The organism is Mucilaginibacter sp. P2_A4, from assembly GCF_056405015.1.
Window position 1 is genome coordinate 344,858 of the sequence record NZ_JBFUCX010000004.1, and the last position, 20,034, is coordinate 364,891.

18 protein-coding genes are annotated in these 20,034 nt (G+C 43.5%); 8 read left to right on the top strand and 10 right to left on the bottom strand.

Features of this window, described 5'->3' with window-relative positions:
* Positions 1–19: 19 nt before the first annotated feature.
* The 6 genes from trmD to AC1DYB_RS10505 all read right to left on the bottom strand — a co-directional run bounded on the left by trmD (position 20) and on the right by AC1DYB_RS10505 (position 4,263).
* Positions 20–694, bottom strand: coding sequence for a tRNA (guanosine(37)-N1)-methyltransferase TrmD (gene trmD, locus AC1DYB_RS10480; protein WP_477434680.1), 675 nt, complete (start codon positions 692–694; stop codon positions 20–22).
* A 104-nt stretch (positions 695–798) separates the two neighbouring features.
* Entirely contained in the window at positions 799–1,170 is a 372-nt protein-coding gene (locus AC1DYB_RS10485; protein ID WP_477434682.1) for a VOC family protein, read from the bottom strand.
* Positions 1,171–1,263: 93 nt separating this feature from the next.
* Positions 1,264–1,650 carry a VOC family protein gene (locus AC1DYB_RS10490; RefSeq protein ID WP_477390535.1) on the bottom strand — a complete coding sequence of 129 codons (387 nt, stop codon included), beginning with the start codon at positions 1,648–1,650 and terminating at the stop codon, positions 1,264–1,266.
* A gap of 15 nt (positions 1,651–1,665) precedes the next feature.
* Complete coding sequence (locus AC1DYB_RS10495) at positions 1,666–1,866, bottom strand: helix-turn-helix transcriptional regulator (RefSeq protein WP_477434684.1); 201 nt, start codon at positions 1,864–1,866, stop codon at positions 1,666–1,668.
* Between the two features lie 8 nt (positions 1,867–1,874).
* On the bottom strand, positions 1,875–2,294 hold the full coding sequence (locus tag AC1DYB_RS10500; protein WP_477434686.1) for a hypothetical protein: 420 nt from the start codon (positions 2,292–2,294) through the stop codon (positions 1,875–1,877).
* 166 nt (positions 2,295–2,460) lie between these two features.
* Positions 2,461–4,263: a M61 family metallopeptidase gene (locus AC1DYB_RS10505; protein WP_477434688.1), complete on the bottom strand. Its 1,803-nt coding sequence runs from the start codon at positions 4,261–4,263 to the stop codon at positions 2,461–2,463.
* A gap of 120 nt (positions 4,264–4,383) precedes the next feature.
* Here AC1DYB_RS10505 and AC1DYB_RS10510 point away from each other — a divergent pair, with 120 nt between their 5' ends.
* The 6 genes from AC1DYB_RS10510 to AC1DYB_RS10535 are packed head-to-tail and all read left to right on the top strand — an operon-like array spanning position 4,384 to position 11,670.
* Entirely contained in the window at positions 4,384–4,839 is a 456-nt protein-coding gene (locus AC1DYB_RS10510; RefSeq protein ID WP_477434690.1) for a MarR family winged helix-turn-helix transcriptional regulator, read from the top strand.
* A gap of 10 nt (positions 4,840–4,849) precedes the next feature.
* A complete protein-coding gene (locus tag AC1DYB_RS10515; protein ID WP_295720746.1) occupies positions 4,850–5,929 on the top strand; it encodes an efflux RND transporter periplasmic adaptor subunit in 1,080 nt (359 codons plus the stop codon).
* Between the two features lie 5 nt (positions 5,930–5,934).
* Positions 5,935–9,060, top strand: a complete 3,126-nt coding sequence (locus tag AC1DYB_RS10520) for an efflux RND transporter permease subunit (protein WP_477434693.1) — start codon at positions 5,935–5,937, stop codon at positions 9,058–9,060.
* 5 nt (positions 9,061–9,065) lie between these two features.
* Entirely contained in the window at positions 9,066–10,385 is a 1,320-nt protein-coding gene (locus AC1DYB_RS10525) for a TolC family protein (protein WP_477434695.1), read from the top strand.
* A gap of 47 nt (positions 10,386–10,432) precedes the next feature.
* Positions 10,433–10,813 (top strand): response regulator, encoded by a 381-nt coding sequence (locus tag AC1DYB_RS10530; protein ID WP_295720743.1) that lies wholly within the window; start codon positions 10,433–10,435, stop codon positions 10,811–10,813.
* Positions 10,810–11,670, top strand: coding sequence for a BadF/BadG/BcrA/BcrD ATPase family protein (locus AC1DYB_RS10535; RefSeq protein ID WP_477434697.1), 861 nt, complete (start codon positions 10,810–10,812; stop codon positions 11,668–11,670). Before AC1DYB_RS10530 ends, AC1DYB_RS10535 begins: the two co-directional genes overlap by 4 nt.
* A 22-nt stretch (positions 11,671–11,692) precedes the next feature.
* Here the strand turns inward: AC1DYB_RS10535 and lnt are convergent, their stop codons facing one another.
* Genes lnt through rsmI form a run of 3 tightly spaced genes read right to left on the bottom strand, consistent with a single transcriptional unit; the run spans position 11,693 to position 14,600 of the window.
* A complete protein-coding gene (gene lnt, locus AC1DYB_RS10540) occupies positions 11,693–13,318 on the bottom strand; it encodes an apolipoprotein N-acyltransferase (protein WP_477434699.1) in 1,626 nt (541 codons plus the stop codon).
* A gap of 18 nt (positions 13,319–13,336) precedes the next feature.
* A complete protein-coding gene (locus AC1DYB_RS10545; protein ID WP_477434701.1) occupies positions 13,337–13,873 on the bottom strand; it encodes a DUF1572 domain-containing protein in 537 nt (178 codons plus the stop codon).
* 7 nt (positions 13,874–13,880) lie between these two features.
* Positions 13,881–14,600, bottom strand: a complete 720-nt coding sequence (rsmI, locus tag AC1DYB_RS10550; RefSeq protein WP_477434703.1) for a 16S rRNA (cytidine(1402)-2'-O)-methyltransferase — start codon at positions 14,598–14,600, stop codon at positions 13,881–13,883.
* A 170-nt stretch (positions 14,601–14,770) separates the two neighbouring features.
* Between rsmI and serS the strand changes: the two genes are divergently transcribed.
* Entirely contained in the window at positions 14,771–16,042 is a 1,272-nt protein-coding gene (serS, locus tag AC1DYB_RS10555; protein ID WP_477390555.1) for a serine--tRNA ligase, read from the top strand.
* Between the two features lie 339 nt (positions 16,043–16,381).
* On the opposite strand, the gene AC1DYB_RS10560 is transcribed toward serS, so the two are convergent.
* On the bottom strand, positions 16,382–16,795 hold the full coding sequence (locus AC1DYB_RS10560; protein WP_295720737.1) for a hypothetical protein: 414 nt from the start codon (positions 16,793–16,795) through the stop codon (positions 16,382–16,384).
* 489 nt (positions 16,796–17,284) lie between these two features.
* On the opposite strand from AC1DYB_RS10560, the gene AC1DYB_RS10565 reads away from it, so the two are divergent.
* A complete protein-coding gene (locus tag AC1DYB_RS10565; RefSeq protein WP_477434705.1) occupies positions 17,285–19,963 on the top strand; it encodes a ThuA domain-containing protein in 2,679 nt (892 codons plus the stop codon).
* Positions 19,964–20,034 lie beyond the last annotated feature (71 nt).

The window sequence follows — 20,034 nt, forward strand, 5'->3', positions numbered from 1 at the left end:
CAATCAACTACTCACCAACTCACTCCAACAAATCAGGCCTGCGGGTTTTAGTTCGTTCCAAAGCCTGCTCAAACCGCCATTTTTCAATTTCGGGGGTATTCCCGCTTAGCAGGATATCAGGCACCTTGTAGCCATTCCAATCGGCAGGGCGGGTATATACAGGGGCATCAAGCATATCGTCCTGGAACGAGTCGGATAGGGCCGACGTTTCATCGCTTAACACACCGGGGATCAATCGTACAATGGCATCCACCAAAACGGCAGCTGGTAGCTCGCCACCCGACAGCACATAATCGCCGATTGAAATCTCACGGGTAACATAAATATCACGGATGCGCTGATCAATCCCTTTATAATGTCCGCATAAAATAATAATGTTGCCTTTGCTGGATAGCTGGTTAGCAATAGCCTGGTTAAGCCGCTCGCCATCAGGCGACATAAATATCACCTCGTCATACTCCCTTTCAGCTTTCAGCTTTTCAATACAGGCTGCAAACGGAGGGATGGTCATCACCATGCCACTGCCACCACCGTAGGGGTAATCATCCACGCTTTTTTGTTTGCTGGTAGAGTAATCGCGCAGGTTGTGCACATTAATTTCGGCTATGCCCTTTTTTTGGGCACGTTGCAAAATGGAGTGTGCAAATGGGCTTTCCAGCAAGCCGGGCAAAACAGAAATGATATCGAAACGCATGTGCAAATGTGCAAATTTCAGATTTCAAATGTGCAGATGATGAAAAGAAATGGTTGTATTGAAGCTTCCGCGTCAAAAAAAACCTCTTCTAAGCATCCTAACTCCTATCCCCTATGCTGATAAATCCCCCATAAATTCCCCGCCGGGTCGGTAAAGTGGGCGGTGATCTCCGGGAAATCTTTTCCTATGGGTTGGGTCACCGTTCCGCCGTTGGCTGCTATGGCCAAAAGCGTAGCTTCCGCATCATCAACCATAATGGAAATAAGCAGGCCTGCCGTTGTCATTGGCTCCCGCCCGGTTACCCACATGCCGCTTACCTCGCCAACGCCGTCATCAAAAGATGCAAAACCCTCGTTGTTAGTCCGGATTTGCCAGCCAAATGTTTTTTCAAAAAAAGCCGATGATACGGCAATATCGTTGGCGGGGATTTCGATGTAACAGATCTTGCCGTTACCATAAGTAGGTTCGTTTGCCATGGTTAGTTAATTTATATGCCTAAATACCTTTTGTCTTGCAAAATACTTCTTGTCTTGATTCCTGACTCTTAATTCTTGACTCTAATCTATTGCTCAAATAACAGCCTGAATCTGCCAGCGGTGGCCGAACGGATCCTCAATCTCGCCCTGGCGGTAGCCGTAGTCATAATCCTGCACTGCAGATTTGATGGTAGCTCCCGCAGCAACAGCCTGCGCCATAACCGCATGCACATCATCTACAAAAAGGCCTATAGTTACCGATGGTTTATTTTTTTCCAAACTAAAAAAACCAGAATATGGGGTTTGTTCATGCAGGTGAAACATCGCGCCGTTGATGGAAAGCTCGGATACATGAATAGTGCCATCATCGTTGCCGAAACGGCGGAGCTCCTCGGCCCCAAAAGCATTAATATAAAAGCTGATATCTGTAACCCCGTTGGGTATAGCCAGCATGGGTGCAAAAATTGGTTTGTCTTTCATAATTATATCATTTAATTAATCCTCTTCATCCAACGTAAAAATATCTTCAACGGCCTTTCCAAACACCCGCGCTATTTTCATAGCCAGCACGGTTGAAGGCACGTATTTGTTGCTCTCAATGGTATTTATAGTTTGGCGCGACACTCCTACCCTTTCAGCAAGGTCGGCCTGGGTAATGTTTTTGATAGCGCGCTCTACCCTAATATTGTTTTTCATGACTGTACTTATTCCTTAATTAAACGGTTATTCTGGAATATCTTCCACCTGAAACGGATAATAAAAAACACAAGGGGAACCAGTAAATTTAAAAACAGGATATGCTCGGTATCTGTAGAAAAAACCAAACTGATGATTAAAAACAAATAATTCACATATACCGCCCATTGTAACGAGTCGAGCCGTAATTGTACTATTTGTTCATCTTCAATTTTCTCTTTTGAAAATGCAGCAATGAATAAGCCAATGGCCATCAATAAGGTGGTCGACATAAAAAACAGGTGCCGGCCATTAAAAATGCCCATATCTGTATCGTCCCCATGAACACCCATCAGCTGTTTTTTGTACAACACAAAAGGGATGTGCACAAATACCAAAAAGTAACCTAAATAGCGGCCCCAGTAAGGGAATAAGAATAATGGCTTCATAATTGTAAAGTTTGGCTTACCAAATGTAAAACAAACTTTACAAAGTTCAAATATCTTTCAAAAGTTTTTTAGTGCCTGATAACATCCTGTTTTTTTAATCTACCGTCCGGACACAAAAAAAGGCCGGCGAATAAACAGCCGGCCTTCAAATTTTTCTAAGTCGTAATTACAAACTCAACCACTTTTTCCTTACAGCCAATTGCGGCATGGTTGGGTTATCTATTGATACAATCTTATATTTTACCCTTGCGTTTCTTAACAGGGTAACCGGCAAAGTAATGTTTTGGCCGTCGCGGTTTACGGTTACCTCTATTTTATCCCCAGGTTTTTTGCCATTTATCATGGTAGATGCATCTGTAATAGGGTTTCCATCAATGGCTGTTATTTCGTCGTTTACGTTAATACCATCAATATAAGCCGCGGTGCCGCGGATTACATTGGTAACCATTACTTTTTTAGCAGCTGTTGTACCGGTAACTACACCAAGAGCCGCGTCATTATTATCGGCCAGCTCATCCACTATTTTGTAACCTGCATAGCCCAGGTATTTGTTATAATCAACCGGATCAACGCCGTTAATGTATTTTTTATAAAAATCATCCAGCTTTTTACCGGCAAACATTTCAAACGCCTTTTTAAACTCGGCATCTGTATAGCCGCGTTTTTTAGTTTTGTAGTAAGTGATGTACATATACTTCATCACATCATCAAGCGAGTGTTTCCCGTTTGAGTTATTGATGATCTCCAGGTCGAGCATCATGCCTATTATGGCCCCTTTTGTATAATAGGATATAGTAGTATTGTTGGAGTTTTCATTAGGGCGATAGGCCTTGATCCAGGCATCAAAGCTCGATTCGGCCACGCTCTGCACATCTTTACCCGGCAGGTTTTCCAGTACATTAAACTCATTGGCTATTTGATCCAGGTAGTTTTCTGGCGGATAAAGGTTAGTACGGCGTACGGCTATTTCCTGGTAGTACTCCGTAAAACCTTCAGCTATCCAAAGGTTAGTAGTATAATTCTCGTTATCATAATCAAACGGACCTAATACTATTGGCCTCAGGCGTTTTACATTCCACAAGTGAAAGTGCTCATGAGCTACCAGGCCCAGGAAACCCTGGTATCCTTTTTCGTTACTATAATTATCACGCGATGCACCTAAAACTGTTGAGCTTAAATGCTCAATACCTCCCCCGCTACGCAAGTGATTGTGTACTATAAAGGTATAATGCTTATTAGGGTTTTCGCCAAATATGGCGGCCTCCTGCTCCACAATAGCATGCATATCTTTTTTAAGGCGCTCCTTATCATAATTACCGCCACCATACATACACACCTCGTATTTTACCCCCGATACATCAAAACCAAAAACATCCTGGTTTCCTACCTCGATAGGTGAATCGAACAGGATATCAAAATTAGGCGAATGCCTTACAAACGGATCGCCGTTTACCATATCTAAACTGGTAGAAACTTTAGCCCAGTCTTTATAGGGTTTTATAGTAATTGTTGATGGCGAATGCAGCATATTAGCCGGGTAAATAAATATCCCCGATGTTGACACAAAAGCATGTGAGGCATCAATATAACTGGTACGCACTGATATTTCATTAGCGTAAACACGGTACCTTACCGTTACCTCGCCTATATTTTTTGTGTTGATGCGCCAGGTGTTTTTATTGATCTTGGGCGAAGCCACAATTTTACCATTGATATTGGCACTGAAAGCTTCAATATTTTTGGCAAATTCCCTTATCAGGTATGAGCCCGGTGTCCAAACGGGCATTTTTAGGTCGAGTGCGTTTTGCTTTAATCCTGTTATATGCATTTCGATATCAGCATAGTGGGCTTGCGCCTCCGGAAAAGAAACAGTGTAAAATATGTTTGCAGTAGTTTGAGCCTCACTGGCAGATAAATTCATAAATAGTAAAATTAATGATACAGTCGCGGTCAGCTTAATTAGTTTCATGCTCGCAAGTTATAAAAATTATAGTTTTTTAAAATATCTGCCCTTTAAGCACTTGTAAAATGGTTGATACATGCAACTATTAATCTTTATAGCAGGTTATGTTTGCAGGCACATATTAAAATGAAGTTAGTTGAACCCATATCCCGTAAACTCATACGCATAGGTAAATTGTACCTTAACGTGTTGGCCAAGCATACCGCCCACCTTGATGTTACCCGGTATCATTTTATTTTATCGCTGATATACAATCACGATGGACAGCTTACGCAAAACGCATTGGCGCAGATCTTGGATAAAGATAAATCGGCGATGGTGAACATCATTAATATGCTTACCGCCAAAGGCTTTGTTTACCGCGAAACCAATCCCGTTGACCGGCGCGAACATTTGCTTAGGGTTACCGAAAAAGCAAAACTGGCCGTACCGCAAATAGTGGCAACATTTGAGCACATTAACTCAGATATCACCAAAGGGATCTCGGCCCATGAAATGAAGATCTTTGAAAGCGTATTGCAAAAAATGCAAACCAATATAAAACCCCAAACAACCGAACCAATTTTAAAAATCACAAAATGATTAATACAATATGAGAACAAGGTATATCATTTACATAGCGCTGGCTTTGCTGGTTGCTTTTTTAGTTTACAATAAGTTTTTTAGCCAAAAAGCCAAAGAAACCGCTGCGGCAAACGCTGGCGGCAAAAGCGGCAAAAAGAAAAACGGCCCTGTATCAGTTAACATCATGATTGTAAAGGATACCGCAGTAAACAATATTATTGATGTAACCGGTAGCATTGATGCCAACGAAAAAGTGAACCTGGTAAGCCAGACTGCCGGCAACATTACAGGTATTTATTTTAACGAGGGCAGCAAAGTACAAAAAGGACAACTTTTGGTTAAAGTTTATAACCAGGACCTGGAGGCGTCACTGGCCCAAAATCAATACCAGGTAGCCCTGGCCAAACAAATAGAGTTTCGCAATAAAGCCTTGCTACAAAAAGAAGCCATCAGCCAGGAAGAATATGATACATCTTTAACTTCGCTAAACACCCTGAAAGCCGCTGCCGATGTAATTAAAGCACAGATAAGCAGAACCGAGATCCGTGCGCCATTTTCGGGCACTATTGGTTTACGCAATGTTAGTCCGGGTAGTTATTTATCGCCGGCTTCACCAATAGCGCAGCTTGTAAATATTGATCCGGCAAAGCTTACCTTTTCCGTTCCTGAAAGGTACATTTCTATACTTGGAGTGGGCAGTAAAGTGAGGTTTAATGTCGAGAGCTCAAGAGAAAACTTTACCGGCACAGTATACGCCATTGAACCATCTATAGATGTTAACTCGCGCACTATTACCGTACGCGCAAAAGCACCCAATCCAAATGGCGCATTAACTGCAGGTGGCTTTGCTAAAATAAACCTGACGCTCGATCAAATTCCTAAAACTATTCTGCTACCAACCCAGGCCGTTATACCTGATTTAAAAAGTAGCCTGGTTTACGTTTATCAAAATGGCATGGCTATTACCAGGGCTGTAAAAACAGATCTGCGAACCGATACCAAAATACAAGTTATAGATGGCTTAAAGCCCGGCGATAGTGTTGTAATATCGGGCCTTATACAAATGCGACCAAAAGTTCCTTTAAAAATTATTAAAGTTATTAAGTAACCATTATGAGTTTATCCTCAGTTAGTATAAAAAGGCCGGTATTGGCAACAGTAATGTCTGTGGTTATTGTTGTATTTGGTATCATAGGCTATAAATTTTTAGGAGTAAGGGATTTCCCTTCGGTTGACCCGCCAATTATTTCTGTATCCACCAGTTACTCTGGCGCCAATGCGGATGTAATAGAATCACAGATAACCGAGCCTTTGGAGAAATCCATCAACGGTGTACCGGGAATCCGTAATATTTCCTCAACAAGTTCTGTTGGGCAAAGTAATATCACGGTTGAGTTTGACCTTGATGCCGATCTTGAAACCGCCGCGAACGACGTACGCGATAAGGTTGCGCAGGCACAACGCCAACTGCCACAGGATATAAATGCGCCGCCGGTAGTTACCAAAGCCGATGCCAGCGCCGATCAGATAATTACCCTTACGGTAAGCAGTAATACCCGTAACATAACCCAGTTGGATGACTATGCCGAGAACGTATTGCAGGAAGGCTTGCAAACCATCCCCGGTGTAAGTACCATTAACATACAGGGCCAGCGGCAATATGCAATGCGCTTATGGATAGACCCCACCAAGCTATCGGCCCTCGGCCTTACTGCTACCGATATTGGGGCTGCCCTCGCAAAGGAAAATGTAGAGCTGCCGGCCGGTAAAATTGAAGGTAACAATACCGAAGTAACCATCAGGGCCCTGGGTAAATTATCAACAGAAAAAGATTTTAACAACCTTATTATCCGTGCCGATAGCACCCGGGTAATCCATCTTAGCGATATTGGTTATGCCGTTTTAGGTTCGGCAAATGAAGAAACCATATTTAAAGAGTCGGGAGTGCCGATGGTGGCCCTGGCCCTTGTGCCACAACCCGGCGCCAACTATGTACAGATAGCCAAAGATTTTTATACCCGGCTGGAGCAGATCAAAAAAGACCTTCCGCCAGATATATCTGTAAAAGTGGCGCTGGATAATACCCGGTTCATCAATCAATCCATTACCGAGGTGCAGGAAACGCTTCTTATCTCGTTTGTGCTGGTAGTTATCATTATCTACCTGTTCTTCAGGGATTGGCTGATCGCTTTTCGCCCGCTGATTGATATCCCGGTATCATTGATTGGAGCCTTCTTTATTATGTATGTTTTCGGTTTCTCTATCAACATATTAACCCTGCTGGGTATTGTACTGGCAACGGGGCTGGTGGTGGATGATGGTATTGTTGTAACAGAAAATATCTACAAAAAAGTAGAGGCCGGTATGGCCATCCGCAAAGCGGCCTTTGAAGGCTCTGCCGAAATCTTTTTCGCGGTAGTATCCACATCGGTTACATTGGCGGCAGTATTTTTACCCATCGTGTTTTTACAGGGCTTTACGGGCAGGCTGTTCCGTGAGTTTGCGGTAGTGGTTGCCGGGGCGGTATTAATATCGGCCTTCGTATCCCTGTCATTAACACCGATGCTGAATGTTAAGCTGATTCGTAAGAGCAACAAAAAATCTAAGTTCTACGAAAGAACAGAACCGTTCTTTGTTAACATGACCAATTCATATACAGAAACATTGGTTAAGTTTATGAAGGTGCGGTGGGTGTCGTTCGTGATCCTGATCGTATCGATAATCATTATCGGGGTACTTGTTAAGGTGATTCCATCAGAACTTGCTCCTTTGGATGACCGCAGCTTGTTACGCTATAGTGTAACGGGATCTGAGGGGGCGACCTATGAGTACATGACCAAATATATGGATAAGGTGGCCAACATCGTTGAAGACTCCATCCCCGAAGCTAACATCAATCTTGAAATTGTTTCTCCATCCTTTGGTGGTGGCGGCTCGGCCAACTCTGGCTTTGGTCGTATAGGACTGGTTGCTCCTGATAAACGGGAGCGCACACAGCAGCAACTTGCCGACTGGATGAATAAAAAGCTGAGTAAAATGCCCGATGCCCGCGCTATTGTGGTACAGGAACAAACTATAAGCGGTGGAGGTAGCGGCGCGCGTACCTCATTGCCTGTACAATATGTTATCCAGAACCAGGATTTTGAAAAGATCCGGGCCGTATTGCCTAAGTTTTTTGCAGAAGTATCCCGGAGCCCTGTTTTCCAGGGAACGGATGTGAACCTTAAGTTTACCAAACCCGAGTTAAGGGTGGTTACCGACCGCGACCGGGCGCGTGACCTTGGTGTTTCTGTAGATGACATTGCCCAAACCTTACAATTATACTATAGTGCAGGCCGTTTAGATTACTTTTTGATCAACGGAAAGCAATATCAGGTAATTGCCCAGGTTGACAGGGCCAACCGCGATCAGCCGCTCGATCTGAGATCGGTTTATGTGCGCAGCAGCAAAGGCGGATTGGTGCAGCTGGATAACGTGGTAAAAACTACCGAAGGTGCAACCCCTCCGGCTATTTACCACTTTAACCGTTACAAATCTGCCACGGTACAAGCAGGTTTAGCACCAGGCAAAACCGTTGGTGATGGTATTGCCGAAATGGACCGCATCTCTAAAAGCTTACTTGATGAAACATTCAGCACCGCGTTAAGCGGACCATCGCGCGATTATGCGGAAGGATCATCAAACATCCTGTTTGCATTTGGCTTTGCCCTTTTATTGATATACCTGGTACTTGCGGCGCAATTTGAAAGCTTTATGGACCCTTTCATCGTGATGCTCACCGTGCCATTGGCTATTTCGGGTGCGTTCATGTCCTTATGGCTATTTAACCAAACACTTAATATTTTCAGCGAAATCGGGATAATTACGCTGGTGGGGCTGGTAACCAAAAATGGTATCCTCATTGTTGAATTTGCCAACCAGCGGATGGAACATGGCATCAGCAAATATGAAGCAGCCGTTGAAGCAGCCACCGCCCGCTTACGCCCAATTTTAATGACCAGCTTGGCCGTTGTGTTAGGTTCTGTACCTATCGCGTTTGCGCTGGGTGCCGGGGCAAAAAGCCGGGTATCTCTGGGTATAGTAATCATGGGTGGTATGTTATTTTCCCTTGTATTAACGCTATACATCATTCCAATGATGTACGTGATCTTTGCTTCAAAAACACGCCACGACCCTGAAGAGGAGCCGGAAGAAGAAATCAAAACAGAGAAAAAACCAAAACTTATTGAAAATTTTTAAGCGATATGATCATTAAAAAAATAGCGTTCCTGTTTTTTTGCTGTACCTTTTTGGGTATAAACACATGGGCACAGGATGCACCGCTGCTTACATTAAAAGATGCGGTTGAAATAGCTTTGAAAAACAATTACAACATCAAGCTATCGCAAAACAACAAAACTATTGCCGCCAACAACGTTACGCTTGGCAACGCGGGCATTTTACCACAGGTGAACGGCAATTTTGCATCTACCAACAGCAGGCAAACCACCAAACAAACCCGTAGCGACGGCTCGGTGAATAACATCCACAATGCGGCAAACTCTGGTATCAATTACGGCGTTGCCCTTAACTGGACTATTTTTGATGGCTTTAACATGTTTGCTACCTATGATCAGTTGCAACAACTGGATAAACTTGGCGCTTTACGCTTACAGGATACCATACAAAACACCGTTGCCAACGTGATAGGCACCTACTATGACCTTATCAGCCAAAACGAACAAATAAAAGCATTAAAGGGGGCCATTGATATTTCGCGCACACAATTGCGTTATGCCAATGATAAGTTTCGTGTTGGCCGGGCATCAAAGCTGGATGTTTTAAACGCGCAGGTAAACTTAAATACCGATACTGCAAACCTGGTTACGCAATTCCAGATGTTTAAAACCACCAAAATTTTGCTCAACCAGATCCTGGTTCGTGATCTTCAGACAGATTTTTCTGTAGCAGATACCATTGTTGTAGATGAAAAGTTATTATTGGGCGATATTTTAACCAACGCTCAATTACAAAACCCAACTATATTATCTACACAAATAAACCGCCGACTGGCCGAGATCAACCTTAAACAGGTACGCGCTACCCGTTATCCACAGGTAGCTGTAACATCGGGGTATACTTTTAGCGATAATAAAACACCTGCAGGCTTTACTTTGCAGCAAAATACCCATGGCTTAAACTATGGCTTAACAGCCACCATCAATATTTTTGATGGCTTTAACCAAACCCGTCGCGAAAGGAACGCCAAAATCCAGATAGACAACGCAAACATCAACGCTAAAAAAATTCAGCTGAACGTAGAAACCCAGGTGAACAGCCTGTATGCCTCCTACCTATCGGGCCTTGACCTGATCAAGCTGGGGCAGGCCAATGTGGTAATAGCAAAGAAGAACCTTGACATTTCGCTGGAAAAATATAAGCTGGGCAACATCACCCCGCTCGAGATTCGGGAGGCTCAACGTAATTACCTTGATGCACAATCAAAGTTTTTTGCAGCCCAATACCAGTCAAAACAGGCAGAAATTACCCTCAAACAAATCACAAACAGCATAAACATTCAATAAAAAAGCATATTTTTTAATTTACTTGTAAAAACACATATATTTGGTGTATGTCTATCCCTTACAAAATTTGCTTGTTAATCGATGATAACTACATCGATAACTTTGTTACGCGCAAGGTTTTAGAGGCCAGCAATTTTGCCGAGACGATAATTGTGCGTCAATCGCCAACGGAGGCTATTGATTCACTCAGGTCTGGCATTGTTAAGCCTGATGTTATCTTTCTTGATATCCGTATGCCTACCATGGATGGGTTTGAGTTTTTGCAGGAGTATGATTTGCTGGAAATTGATAAGGAGAACATAAAAATATTTATGCTTTCTTCTTCGCTTGATCCAACCGATATGCAACAATCAGCTGACAATAAATACATTACCCAACTTATACATAAGCCGTTAACCACAAAAGCCCTTGAAGAACTTAGTGCATGATCTTAGTAGCCGATAGCGGATCGTCAAAAACAGACTGGTTGCTACACATCCCTCAACAGGAACCGGTAGCTTTTAAAACAGCGGGGTTAAACCCGTACTTTTTAAGCGAAAAAGAAATAGCCAAAATAATTCATGACCAGGCGCCGGGAATGCTTGCCTATGCCGATAGCATTGATGAAATTTATTTCTTTGGAGCCGGCTGCTCCAGTCCGGACAGGCACGAAATTGTATCAAATGCCATCAGCCTCCATTTCCCTAAAGCCTATGTCTCTGTTGATAGCGATCTTTTGGGCTGTGCTTATGCAACGTGTGGTCACGAAAAAGGTATTTGCTGCGTGATGGGTACCGGATCAAACATCTCTTTTTTTGATGGACAGGAAATATTTGAAGGCCAACATGGCCTGGGGTATGTTTTGGGCGATGAAGGATCAGGTACGTGGTTTGGCAAAACCCTGATCACCGATTTTTTATATGGCCGGATGCCTGCCGAGATCAATGAACGGTTTGAAGAAGCTTATCACCTGAACAAAGATATCGTCATCAAAAATGTTTATCAAAAGGCTAACGGCAACACTTACCTGGCATCCTTCTCTAAATTTGTAAGTGAGATTAAAACCACGCCGTACGGACAGGAAGTTTTACAGCGGGGTTTATTGGAATTCATCGAAACCAATATTAAATCGTACCCCGAATACCATAAATACAAATGCCATTTTGTAGGGTCTATAGCCTATTTTTTTGCCGAAGAGCTTACCGCGCTTTGCCACACGCAAGGTGTAAAAACAGGCAAGATCATTAAGCAACCCATAAGTGATCTGATGGCGTTTATCTTAAAACGGAATGAGCAGTTAGCCTAAACAATACGTTTCAATATTTTCCTTAAGCTGCAATCGCCCTCTTTTTCAGCCGCGGCTTTATTACAATAAACAGCATCAGCAATACCGCAATACCGCTCCCTGCCTTTGGCAAGTAATCGCCGTGCTCAACGTAAAAGGTAAGATCTGAGTTAAGGTTAATATCCTGTTTGATGGCCGTTTTTGTCCACCATTTGGTTTGCTGTACAATATCGCCGCGCTGGTTGATGAATGCCGAGATACCTGTATTTGCTGATCGCGCTACCCACCTGCGGGTTTCAATGGCGCGTAACTTGGCATAATCCAGGTGCTGGTCTTTGCCCGATGTATTTTCCCACCAGCCATCATTGGTAATGATGGCAATGAACTGAGCTCCCTTTTTAACAGAGCGGGCCACGTATCCCCCCCAGATTGATTCAAAACAAATAACCGGATCAACCCCTATACCGCTTTGCGAATAAAAAACCTCTGCATCAGGCTGGCTACCATAAGCACCTGTAGCACCGCCCAAATGCTCAAACACCGGCTTTAAGAACGATAGGGCATTGCCAAAAGGTAATGACTCTGCTCCCGGCACCAGGCGCGATTTATGGTAAAACTGCACTTTATCCCCGTTTTCGATATTCATAGCCGTGCTAAAATTATCTGCAAATAAGTCTGGCTGTTGGGTTGGGCTGGCCGTTGGTGTTTTGCGGGTATTGTATAGCTTGTAGGTTTCAGCGCCGGTTAACAGGTTGCCGTTTTTGTAATTGCGTAAAAAGTAATGAGCCTGTTTATAGTATGTGTTTTGCAGGATCTTATCCTCGTCCATATATTCAGGAATGGCAGTTTCGGGCCATAAAAAAAACTCGGTATTGGGCTGGGCTATCTGTCGCGACAGGTGAATCATCACATCAATTTGCAAAGCAGCAGGTATAACGCCCTCCTTATCGTAAGGATCAATATTAGGCTGAACAGCAACTATATTAGATGGATTTTTTTGCTCGGTATAATTATAATAAGTGAATAACGAAAAGCCAATTGGCAGCAGCAACGTAAACACAAAAGCGGTGATGAGTTTAAGCCGAACCTGTTTTGGTTGGGCTTCGCGCATCCCAACGTAAATTAAAAAGGCCAGGATGTTTACAGCCCATATCCAAATAGTACCGCCGTAAACCCCGGTATACTCATACCATTGAATCCATTGGTGGGTTACTGCCAGGCCATTGCCCAGCGTCATCCATGGAAAATTCAGGTCCCAGCTTTGGTGCAGGTATTCGTAGGCTATCCAAAGGCAGACTAATCCAGCCAGGCTCCAAGCCCGGTTGGTTAACAGGCGCAAGCGATAATACAGCCAGCAAGCAGTGGCCATAAGCAGTGGCCCCAGCGCATATGGTATTAATGTAATAGGTATGGCCACTAAATTGCCTACTTGTTTAAGGGCGTTGTATACCCAATATATAGATGCTGTATTCCAAACAAAAAAGCCGATAAAGCTTACATTAAAAATCTGTCGGCCCTTTTTTGCAGCTGTTGATTCGATGATGTTCTCCATCGCCAGCAGCATGGGTACAAAACCAATAAAAAGCAGGAAGGTAGTGTAAGGAGTTGGTGGCCATGCTATCCAAAGTAATAAGCCGGAAAGTATGGCTAAGGGAAGATTTTTTTTCATTAAATGTATAATGTGGTCTTATTTGATAGTATCGTTTGGAGCCGAAAATTTAGCTGCATTGAATGTTTCTGATTCGCCTTTAGGGATTGACAGCGATTTCCATTTTGAACCGGCAATCATCTTTCCAATAAACACAATCTGCCCCACGTGATATGGATAATGTGCCAGTTGCCTGTTAATTGCATCTACAACGCTATGTGGTTCGTTGCGGATATAAATAGTTTTTTGCCAATCATCGGGCGTTATTGAATTTAATGCGGCAAACAGGCATTCCCAACCCTCACTCCATATATTTAGTAGTTCGGCGCGGGTGTTAATTTCATCTTCAAACTCGGCATCCCTCTTGCGCCATGGTTTCTCTCCGTCGGCATTTAAAAAGTCCGACCATCGCGACAGCATATTACCGGATAGATGCTTAATTATAATGGCGATACTATTGCTTTCATCATTGAAGCGCCAAAATAAATCGGCATCATTCAACTGCTCAAAGGTTTGCTCCCCAAGCATTTTGTAATAAGCAAATCGCTTTATTGCACTATCCAAATAAATTTCCATAATCGGCTTATTCTTCGGTTTCGTCTTCCCTGTATTTGTCTTTAGATGATTTTGCTTCGGCTCCTGCCACACACATTACAAACTCGCCCTTTAAGGGATGCGTTTCAAAATACAGCTTCACTTCGGTAACAGTACCCCTTACGGTTTCTTCGAACATTTTAGTTAGCTCGCGCGATACCGAGATCTGCCTGTCGGCACCAAAATAAGTAGCCATTTCATCCAGCGTTTTCAATAAACGATGTGGCGACTCATATAGTATAATGGTACGCTCTTCCTGGGCCAGGAATTTATACCGTGTTTGCCTGCCTTTTTTCAATGGCAAAAAGCCCTCAAAGCAAAACCTATCTGTAGGGAAGCCAGAGTTTACCAACGCGGGCACAAAAGCTGTAGCGCCGGGCAGGCATTCCACATCAATATTAAACTTTAAAGCTTCGCGAACCAGGAAAAAACCCGGGTCGGATATGGCTGGTGTGCCGGCATCGGATATGAGCGCGATATTTTTTCCTTCCAGCAAAAATTTCACTATCTCGTTTGATGACTGGTGCTCATTATGCTGATGGTGCGAAAACACTTTCTGATGAATATCAAAATGTTTAAGTAAGGGAGCTGATGTTCGCGTATCCTCGGCCAGGATCAGATCAACCTCTTTCAATACACGAATCGCTCTGAAGGTGATATCTTCCAGGTTGCCAATTGGGGTGGGTACTAAGTATAGTTTACCGGGCATTTTTTTAGTTTGCAGTTAACAATCGGCAGTGGGCTTTCCGTTCGCAGTTAGTGATTAGCAGGGGCCTTTGTTTGCCTCCAAAATGGCATTGCAAACCTATTCCCGAAAAAAACTGCAAACTGCACGCCGCAAACCGCCAACTGATTATATCTTTGTCAAAAAATAAAATAATGCTGCAAGTTAGTTATATCCGTGATAACAGGGAACAGGTTTTAGAACGTTTGGCTGTAAAAAATTTTAAACAGCCCGAACTGGTTGATGAGATAATAGGGTTAGATGATAAACGTCGTTCAACCCAAACCAGTATGGATACTGTTTCGGCCGAGGCCAATGCTGCCGCCAAACAAATTGGCGAGCTGATGCGTGCCGGCAAAAAAGCCGAAGCTGAAGAGGTAAAATCAAAAACAGGAACCTGGAAAGAAGATATAAAAAAGTTTGCCGAGCAACTTGCCGCAACCGAGGAAGATCTATATCAAAAACTGGTATTACTCCCTAATTTGCCACATAGTTCTGTACCAAAAGGTTTAACCCCCGAAGAGAATGAGGTGGTTTTAGAGAACGGCGCTAAGCCCGAATTGCCTGCAAATGCTTTGCCACATTGGGAGCTGGCAGCAAAATACAGCTTGATTGACTTTGAACTTGGGGTTAAAATAACCGGGGCCGGCTTCCCGGTGTATAAAAACAAAGGGGCCAAACTTCAACGCGCCTTAATCAATTATTTTATTGACGAGGCCGAAAAAGCTGGCTACAGCGAAGTTAGCGTACCATTGATGGTTAATAAAGATTCTGGTTTTGGTACAGGTCAACTTCCTGATAAGGAAGGGCAGATGTATTTTGTAAATGAAGATGAATTATACCTCATCCCTACCGCCGAAGTGCCTATCACCAACCTATACCGCGATGTGATACTTAAGGGAGATGACCTGCCGGTTAAAAACTGCGGCCATACACCATGCTTCCGTCGCGAAGCAGGTTCATACGGCGCACACGTACGCGGACTTAACCGCCTGCACCAATTTGATAAGGTGGAGATTGTACAGATAGCACACCCCGATAAATCATACGAAACCCTGGAGCTTATGAGCGCTCATGTGCAAGGATTATTGCAAAATCTTGGGCTGCCCTACCGTGTATTGCGCCTTTGCGGCGGCGATATGGGTTTTGGATCGGCTTTAACCTATGATATGGAAACCTGGAGTGCCGCTCAACAACGCTGGCTGGAAGTTTCTTCCGTATCCAATTTCGAAACCTTCCAGAGCAATCGCCTGAAACTGCGTTTTCGCAATGCCGAAGGTAAAACTCAGCTTGCGCATACGCTTAATGGTAGCGCATTGGCTTTGCCGCGTATTGTGGCTACATTACTTGAAAATAACCAAACAGAAAGGGGCATTAAGATACCGGAGGTATTGGTGCCTTATACCAAGTTTGAATGGATTGATTAAAACTACGGCCCCTTTTAAGGGGCTATTTTTTTGTCCCTGCTTTTTTTCAGCTCAAATACCTGCACAAAGCAAGGAGATAGCTGTATGTGGGGACACAAATTACTGGAATACCCCCTCCCATTGTGCGAAATGTTGATTATTTAGGCTAAAGCCATGCTTGAATAATACTTTCTATCCGTTGGTTGAAACCAACGGCAATGAGGAATTGAAGGTAAATAACGCTTTAATTCATTGTCGTCCCATTTATGGAGCGGATAAATAGATAGCAAGAGGGGCTTAAGCCAAATCATGGCCATACTCACAAACAGCATGCGCAAAGCGATGTGTTAATACACTTTTCTAATTTGAAGTTCTTACAAGCAACCCCAAAAGACTGACATCGAAAACATTGGCAAATGCATTTACAATTCCATTGCTTTTTTCAGTTTTCTCGAAATCATGGGGATAAAAAATGTGGTCTACACCAAGGGCTTTTAGTAGGCTATCAACCTTTGTATGTTCTTTTTGCTTGTAGCAGCAGATCTTAATTTTACCGTATGCCGGGTTTGATTGCAGTCGCCGTAATATCTTTTCAATATCATTGGTCAGGTGATCATAGTCCAATATCACTACATTGGGCTTTTGCTCATGTATAGATGGAAAGATATGACTCGTTGCCGAGATGTGCCTGAATTGTTTGTTATTAGACAACAACTCTACCGAGAAAGTTTCGGGAGCAATCAATAGCACATTCTTAGATCGTACGCGGATCATAGCCAGTTAATTAAGGGACTTAAAAGTACTGGATAAAGTTCAGTTTGCCAACAAATTATTGCTTTTTGTATTAAAAATAATACCCAACACTATAATTTATTGCAAGTTTAATCGTTATCGGCAACGCGATTTCTTTGCGAGATAAAAATTTGCTTTTGTGTGAATTTTATTAGGCCCGTTTTGTCAGGCAATATTACTATTTCATCCAATAATCCATCAGCCTGTTATAATCTCTTTCGGCCCCGCTCAACCAAAAACGGTTAATTTATGCAGCTCATCTTTATAAACCCAGGTAAGTACCTTGCCTTTTCGGGATCAATAAATCTACCAGCTTTGATATATTTACCCCTTATGCCAATAACACGGATAAGGTTGCCAAAATTTAAGATGTAATATTTAAGATACGAAACCCGCAATCGATTGTTTTTTTTATCTTTAGAGCCGAAAAATTACTAATTCCGCCAAACCATCATAACCCATATTTAAACTATGCGATTTAAATCCACCCTGCTCCTTGCGCTCAGCGTACTGGTGTTTAATTTTAGTAAAATAGTTGAAAAGCCCAAAATACTGGTGTTTACCAAAACATCGGGCTATCATCATGCTTCTATCGCCGTGGGTACAGCGGCCATTATAAAGCTCGGCGCCGAAAACAATTTTTCGGTTGATACCACCTCCGATGCCGCGAAGATCACCGAAGCAAGCTTAAGCAAGTATTCGGCTGTTGTGTTTTTAAGCACAACCGGTTACATGCTTAATAATTACCAGCAGGCCGACCTGGAACGCTATATGCAGGCAGGCGGTAATTACGTAGGTGTACACGCTGCCGCGGATGCCGAGTATGACTGGCACTGGTATGGCCGCTTAGTGGGTGCCTACTTTGATAGCCACCCGGCCATGCAGGAAGCCGTTTTAAATGTTATTGATAAAAATCATCCATCAACCCGCGCCCTGCCCGATACCTGGAAGAGGACCGACGAATGGTACAACTTTAAATCCATCAGCAAAAACATTCATGTACTCATCACTATTGATGAAAACAGCTATAAGGGCGGCACAAATGGTGTTAATCACCCTATGGCCTGGTACCATAATTTTGAGAACGGCAGAGCATTTTATACCGAGCTTGGCCATACCGATGAATCATACAGCGACCCGGCCTATTTAAAACATTTGCTGGGCGGTATTCAATACGCCATTGGCGATAACAAAAAACTGGACTATTCTAAATGTACCACTTTACGGGTGCCTGAGGAAAACCGTTTTTCAAAAACCTCGCTGATACAGGGCACTTTTTATGAGCCAACCGAAATGACCATATTACCCAACCTGGATATTTTGGTAACCCAGCGCCGCGGCGAAATCATGCTGTTTAAAAATGCAACTAAAACAGTGAAGCAAGCGGGCTTTTTAGATGCTTATTTTAAAACCCGTACCAAAAAAGGAGTAAATGCCGAAGAAGGCGTTTTAGGAATACAGGCCGATCCGGATTTTAAAACCAACCATTACGTTTACATTTACTACAGCCCGTCTGATACTTCGGTTAACCGCCTGTCGCGCTTTACCATGACGGGAGATACCATTGATAACAAATCAGAAAAAATAGTATTGCAATTGTACTCGCAGCGCGAGATCTGCTGCCATACCGGCGGCTCCGTAGCCTTTGGGCCCGATCATACCCTTTTTCTATCTACAGGCGATAACACCACCCCGTTTGATGAAGGCAAAAAACAACCTCATGATACGCACGCCTTTGCGCCTCTGGATGATCGCCCGGAGTATTTAAACCATGATTCCAGGCGTTCGGCAGGTAACACCAACGATTTACGGGGTAAGATATTAAGGATAAAAATAAAAGATGATGGTAGCTATACCATCCCCGAAGGAAACCTGTTTAAACCAGGAACAGCCGGCACAAGGCCAGAAATTTATGTAATGGGTGACAGAAACCCCTACCGGATAGCCGTAGACAAAAAGAACGGTTACCTGTACTGGGGCGAAGTTGGCCCCGATGCCAATAATGATAGCTTAGCCACCAGGGGACCGCGTGGTTACGACGAGTTTAACCAGGCCAAAGCCGCGGGCAACTTCGGATGGCCATTGTTTATCGGTCCAAATATCCCTTACCATGCCTACAATTATGCAACCGGCGAATCCGGACCAAATTTTGATCCCTTGCACCCGATAAATGATTCAAAAAACAACACAGGTTTAAGAGAGCTGCCACCTGCCCAACCGGCATTTATCTGGTACCCTTACGGCGAATCGAAAGAATTTCCGCAAGTTGGCTCCGGAGGCCGTACCGCTATGGCTGGGCCTATTTATTATACCGACCTTTATCCAAAAGCTACCCGCCTGCCAGATTATTATAACAAAAAAGTATTTTTTTACGACTGGATTCGTGGCTGGATAAAAGTGCTTACCCTGCAACCAAACGGCGACCTGGATAAAATGGAACCCTTTATGGCTACAAGCAAATTTAACGCGCCTATTGATATGGAAACAGGCCCAGATGGCAGGATATATGTTTTGGAATATGGCTCAGGCTGGTTTACCAAAAACAAAGATGCCGGCCTGGCACGTATTGATTATAACACCGGTAACCGTGCACCCGAAGTAAAAGCGATAGCCGCCAATAAACTGTATGGCAAATTGCCATTGCCTGTAGTATTTACGGTAACAGCAACCGACCCCGAGAAGGATAAATTGACCTATACCTGGAACCTGGGCAATGGTATCAAAAAAACAACTCAGCTACCAAAGCTGCTTTACACCTATACCAAAAAAGGCACCTACAATGTTTCTGTTGAAGTTAAGGACGACCGGGATGCCGCTACCCTAAGTAAAACCATAGCCGTTTTGGCCGGCCAGGATTCGCCCGATATGAAACTAAAAATGGCCAGCATGCAAGCAAACGCTGCCGGGAAGACACTCATGATGTCGTTAGATTGCCAGGCATGCCATAAGGTATCCGAAAAGTCAGTAGGCCCGGCATTTACCGAGGTTGCAAAGAAGTACCCTGGTAATGCCGCTTCAACCAGTCACCTGATTAAAAAAGTAACAACAGGAGGCCACGGTGTTTGGGGCGATGTGGATATGCCAGCGCATCCAAACCTGAAACCAGCCGAAATCAAACAAATTATTAACTGGATATTTTCGTTAAAATAACATCATCCACCATAATAAAAAAAGAGGGCCGTCAAAGCCCTCTTTTTTTATTATTACATCGCATTGCAAAT

Excerpts from the sequence above, each read along its gene's own strand:
- trmD (WP_477434680.1), bottom strand. The coding sequence starts at position 694 with ATGCGTTTCGATATCATTTCTGTTTTGCCCGGCTTGCTGGAAAGCCCA.
- AC1DYB_RS10485 (WP_477434682.1), bottom strand. The coding sequence starts at position 1,170 with ATGGCAAACGAACCTACTTATGGTAACGGCAAGATCTGTTACATCGAA.
- AC1DYB_RS10490 (WP_477390535.1), bottom strand. The coding sequence starts at position 1,650 with ATGAAAGACAAACCAATTTTTGCACCCATGCTGGCTATACCCAACGGG.
- AC1DYB_RS10495 (WP_477434684.1), bottom strand. The coding sequence starts at position 1,866 with ATGAAAAACAATATTAGGGTAGAGCGCGCTATCAAAAACATTACCCAG.
- AC1DYB_RS10500 (WP_477434686.1), bottom strand. The coding sequence starts at position 2,294 with ATGAAGCCATTATTCTTATTCCCTTACTGGGGCCGCTATTTAGGTTAC.
- AC1DYB_RS10505 (WP_477434688.1), bottom strand. The coding sequence starts at position 4,263 with ATGAAACTAATTAAGCTGACCGCGACTGTATCATTAATTTTACTATTT.
- AC1DYB_RS10510 (WP_477434690.1), top strand. The coding sequence starts at position 4,384 with ATGAAGTTAGTTGAACCCATATCCCGTAAACTCATACGCATAGGTAAA.
- AC1DYB_RS10515 (WP_295720746.1), top strand. The coding sequence starts at position 4,850 with ATGAGAACAAGGTATATCATTTACATAGCGCTGGCTTTGCTGGTTGCT.
- AC1DYB_RS10520 (WP_477434693.1), top strand. The coding sequence starts at position 5,935 with ATGAGTTTATCCTCAGTTAGTATAAAAAGGCCGGTATTGGCAACAGTA.
- AC1DYB_RS10525 (WP_477434695.1), top strand. The coding sequence starts at position 9,066 with ATGATCATTAAAAAAATAGCGTTCCTGTTTTTTTGCTGTACCTTTTTG.
- AC1DYB_RS10530 (WP_295720743.1), top strand. The coding sequence starts at position 10,433 with ATGTCTATCCCTTACAAAATTTGCTTGTTAATCGATGATAACTACATC.
- AC1DYB_RS10535 (WP_477434697.1), top strand. The coding sequence starts at position 10,810 with ATGATCTTAGTAGCCGATAGCGGATCGTCAAAAACAGACTGGTTGCTA.
- lnt (WP_477434699.1), bottom strand. The coding sequence starts at position 13,318 with ATGAAAAAAAATCTTCCCTTAGCCATACTTTCCGGCTTATTACTTTGG.
- AC1DYB_RS10545 (WP_477434701.1), bottom strand. The coding sequence starts at position 13,873 with ATGGAAATTTATTTGGATAGTGCAATAAAGCGATTTGCTTATTACAAA.
- rsmI (WP_477434703.1), bottom strand. The coding sequence starts at position 14,600 with ATGCCCGGTAAACTATACTTAGTACCCACCCCAATTGGCAACCTGGAA.
- serS (WP_477390555.1), top strand. The coding sequence starts at position 14,771 with ATGCTGCAAGTTAGTTATATCCGTGATAACAGGGAACAGGTTTTAGAA.
- AC1DYB_RS10560 (WP_295720737.1), bottom strand. The coding sequence starts at position 16,795 with ATGATCCGCGTACGATCTAAGAATGTGCTATTGATTGCTCCCGAAACT.
- AC1DYB_RS10565 (WP_477434705.1), top strand. The coding sequence starts at position 17,285 with ATGCGATTTAAATCCACCCTGCTCCTTGCGCTCAGCGTACTGGTGTTT.